Genomic DNA, 3,753 nt, shown 5'->3' on the forward strand with positions numbered 1-3,753 from the left:
GTGCTGGCGATTGAGTGCCAGGAATCGCGTATAGATTTCCGTCTGCGCACCCGTTATCTCGACTATAAAGCGACAAATCTTGATGAAGCGCTGGCGATTATCGAACAAGCCAATGCAGACAAGAAAGCCATCTCCGTGGGGCTGTTAGGAAACGCGGCTGAAATTCTGCCAGAACTGGTGAAACGAGCCAAAGCGGGTGGGATCAGGCCGGATATTGTGACCGATCAAACCTCGGCACACGATCCCATCAACGGATATTTGCCGTTGGGATGGACCGTTGAACGTTGGGAAAGTGAACGTAGAAAGCAGCCGAAAGCGGTAGAAAAAGCGGCGCGGCAATCTATGGCAGTACACGTGCAGGCGATGCTCGATTTCTGGGAAATGGGCGTGCCAACAGTGGATTACGGCAACAATATCCGCCAGGTCGCCTTTGATGAAGGTGTCAAGAATGCCTTTGATTTCCCAGGTTTTGTTCCGGCATACATTCGCCCACTGTTCTGCGAAGGTAAAGGACCATTCCGCTGGGTTGCGCTGTCTGGTGACCCAGAAGATATTGCGAAAACCGATGCCAAACTCAAAGAGTTGTTCCCTGATAACCACAATCTGCATCGCTGGCTGGATATGGCCCAAGAGCGCATTGCCTTCCAGGGTTTACCGGCGCGTATATGCTGGTTGGGCTTGGGGGAGCGCCATCGTGCAGGGCTTGCGTTTAACGAAATGGTGCGTAACGGCGAGTTGAAAGCGCCAGTGGTGATTGGCCGTGATCATCTGGATTGTGGTTCGGTTGCGTCACCTAACCGTGAAACCGAGTCGATGAAAGACGGCTCTGATGCCGTTTCTGATTGGCCTTTGCTGAATGCACTACTTAATACCGCAGGCGGTGCCACGTGGGTGAGTTTGCATCATGGCGGTGGCGTGGGAATGGGCTTCTCACAACACGCAGGCGTGGTGATTGTTGCCGATGGTACCCCAGAAGCCGATGTGCGCTTAGCACGCGTGTTATGGAATGACCCAGCGACTGGCGTGATGCGCCATGCTGATGCGGGTTATGAAGACGCGATTGAATGTGCCAAAACGCATGATTTACAACTGCCTATGATCTAAACACATCACGCAAAATCATTCGGGTTGCAGCGAGGGGGTAACACAGCTGCGGCTCGAAGTCTGAAGCGTTAACCATAACGCCGGGTTGCTAGCCAACACAGAAGCGACCCGCCCACTACCATCGCCACACCTTGCCAGAAAGCCCATCCTGGATGTAAACCTAACCACAAACTGGCGATTAACGCCGAAAGCACCGGTGTGAAATAGGATGCGGTGGCAAGTAACGTCATATTCCCACGCTGTATCCCATGATTCCACGCAGAGTAGGCCACGGCTGTAGAAACGCCCATAAACAAAAGTTGCAGTGAAGACGGTAGTGTAAAGTGAATCGGGGCCTCGCTAACGAAGGCAAATTTCACCCATAGCACCACGGCGGTGGCGCAGAAAAACAGTGACACTCCGTTTTTCCCATCGCTATAGCGACGCGTAATGTTGCAGTACAACGCCCAGATGAGTGCGGCGGCAAAAGCCAGTCCGTAAGCCAGTGGGTTATCAAGAATGTTGTGCCACATCTGCAATGGCGACCAGTCGCTATCACCTTTCATCACCTGAACGATACCCGTAAGGGAAAGCGCCAGTCCTGGCCAGAGCCATAAATTGCTGCGCTGTTGGTTGATAAATAGTGCGAGAAGAATCGTCAGGCTCGGCCACAAATAGTTAATCATCCCCAGTTCTAACGATTGGCTGCGGCTGTTTGCCAGCCCGATTGCCAATGCGAAGCTGATTTCATAGGTGACAAATAGGCCGCCGCCAATCCATAAATAACGGGTCGGGATTTCACGAACTTTAGGTAAACCCCGCGCAAGGCACAGGCAAAGAGCGCTTACGGTGTAAATTAGCGCAGCACCCCCAACGGGGCCAAAATGTTCGCTGATACTGCGTAATAAACCAACCGAGGTACTCCAGAGGAGGATTGCCAGCAAGCCAAAGGCCGTGGCGCGTTTTGCAGAGCTGTCCATGGGGTCCCACAATGTAACGAATATCGGATGTCGCTTACGCTAATCCGACCTTAAGAGGGATTAGCGGCAGCGGCATCTACCTGATGGGGATCTATTTCTTCCAGAAATCGTCAAACACCGTAATCGGTGGGCGACGCTTGTGCTCAGTTTTCAGATACCAGCCTTCAATGATTTTGCTGGTGGCTTCATCCAGAGTTTTACCTTCCAGATAATCGTCAATCTGTTCGTAAGTGACACCCAGCGCGGCTTCGTCCGGCAGAGAAGGGCGATCATCTTCCAGATCCGCTGTTGGCGCTTTCTGATACAGGTGCTCCGGGCAACCGAGGGTTTTTAGCAGTGCTTTGCCCTGGCGTTTGTTCAGACGGAAAATAGGGTTGATATCGGTGCCGCCATCGCCGTATTTGGTGAAGAAACCGGTCACTGCTTCAGCGCCATGATCGGTACCCACCACCACACCTTTGGTCATGCCTGCAATGCTGTACTGGGATTTCATGCGTTCGCGGGCTTTTTCGTTGCCACGAATGAAATCGCTCAGTTCAATTCCCGCTGCACGCAGAGCATGTTCGCTCGCCAGCACAGCACCTTTAATATTCACGGTTAACACGCGATCGGGCTGGATAAATGTGATTGCGTCCTGGCAGTCTTGTTCGTCAGCCTGCACACCAAACGGCAAGCGTACCGCGATAAACTGGTAGCTGTCGTCACCGGTTTCGTCGCGCAGTTCGGAGATGGCCAGCTGGCACAGTTTGCCCGTCAGAGTGGAGTCTTGACCGCCGCTGATGCCCAGGACCAGGGACTTAATAAACGAGTATCTTTTCAGATACGACTTCAGAAAATCGATACTGACACGGATTTCGTGTTGTGAGTCGATTTGAGGTTTAACCCCTAATGCCTGGATAATCTCTTGTTGCAGAGCCATTTAACCCTCCGGTTACGGTGTACCTGCACGCGCAGGCAGCAAAAGTCATATATACCCGTCATACTTCAACTGACAGAGGCGTTGCCTGCCCCGGTGCGCCCCAGCCACATAGTTTTGCTATGCTCCTGGTGACTTACGATCTGGTCGCCTTTCTGTCACTCGAATTATTTAGGGTATTTTTGTTAAAACTACCCGTTTGCAGGGAAAACGACAAGACTCATGCTCTCGCCCTGGCGCTATTTGGCGTGATTTAGAGCGATTTGAAGCTAAGAGGGTGTTTTGTTTAAAATTCCTAAAATTTGTTCATTTGGTCTGCTTAGTTGAAAAATACGCTTTTATATTCCAGGCTTATCTAACACGCATGAGCAATTCCCTGAAAAACGAGGATAAAATATGAACAAGAATTTTGCAGGATTTTTAAGTGCAGCTGCGGTTATGACTATGCTTGCGGGTTGTACGGCGTATGACCGCACCAAAGATCAGGTCGCAACGCCAGTCGTCAAAGACGTGAAAAAAGGCATGAGCCGTGAGCAAGTGCAGCAGATTGCGGGTAAACCTTCTTCAGAAGTGACAATGATTCACGCGCGCGGAACTTGCCAGACTTATATTTTGGGTGAGCGCTCAGGCAAAACCGAAACTTACTTCGTAGCACTGGATGAAACGGGTCATGTCATCAATTCCGGTTATCAGACTTGTGCTGAGTACGATACCGACCCGCAGACGAAGAAATAATTTTTCCCCTGTCATACTTCAAGCTGCAGATGCGTTGAC

The 3,753-nt window shown here is 51.2% G+C and carries 4 protein-coding genes; 2 read left to right on the plus strand and 2 right to left on the minus strand.

Features of this window, described 5'->3' with window-relative positions; all coding sequences use genetic code 11:
• On the plus strand, positions 1-1,104 hold a 1,104-nt coding region (gene hutU / locus VJY99_RS00415), incomplete at its 5' end, for a urocanate hydratase (RefSeq protein ID WP_324115274.1).
• 68 nt (positions 1,105-1,172) lie between these two features.
• Here the strand turns inward: hutU and yddG are convergent.
• Together yddG and nadE are read right to left on the minus strand one after the other, a co-directional pair.
• On the minus strand, positions 1,173-2,063 hold the full coding sequence (gene yddG / locus VJY99_RS00420) for an aromatic amino acid DMT transporter YddG (protein WP_324115276.1): 891 nt from the start codon (positions 2,061-2,063) through the stop codon (positions 1,173-1,175).
• A 91-nt stretch (positions 2,064-2,154) separates the two neighbouring features.
• On the minus strand, positions 2,155-2,982 hold the full coding sequence (gene nadE / locus VJY99_RS00425) for an ammonia-dependent NAD(+) synthetase (RefSeq protein WP_324115278.1): 828 nt from the start codon (positions 2,980-2,982) through the stop codon (positions 2,155-2,157).
• A gap of 393 nt (positions 2,983-3,375) precedes the next feature.
• Here nadE and osmE point away from each other — a divergent pair, with 393 nt between their 5' ends.
• Positions 3,376-3,714 (plus strand): osmotically-inducible lipoprotein OsmE, encoded by a 339-nt coding sequence (gene osmE / locus VJY99_RS00430; protein WP_324115280.1) that lies wholly within the window; start codon positions 3,376-3,378, stop codon positions 3,712-3,714.
• Positions 3,715-3,753: the final 39 nt, after the last annotated feature.

This window comes from Buttiauxella sp., from assembly GCF_035271705.1.
Lineage (GTDB): Bacteria > Pseudomonadota > Gammaproteobacteria > Enterobacterales > Enterobacteriaceae > Buttiauxella.

Coding starts and splice junctions, on each gene's coding strand:
- yddG (WP_324115276.1), bottom strand. CDS start 2,063: ATGGACAGCTCTGCAAAACGCGCCACGGCCTTTGGCTTGCTGGCAATC.
- nadE (WP_324115278.1), bottom strand. CDS start 2,982: ATGGCTCTGCAACAAGAGATTATCCAGGCATTAGGGGTTAAACCTCAA.
- osmE (WP_324115280.1), top strand. CDS start 3,376: ATGAACAAGAATTTTGCAGGATTTTTAAGTGCAGCTGCGGTTATGACT.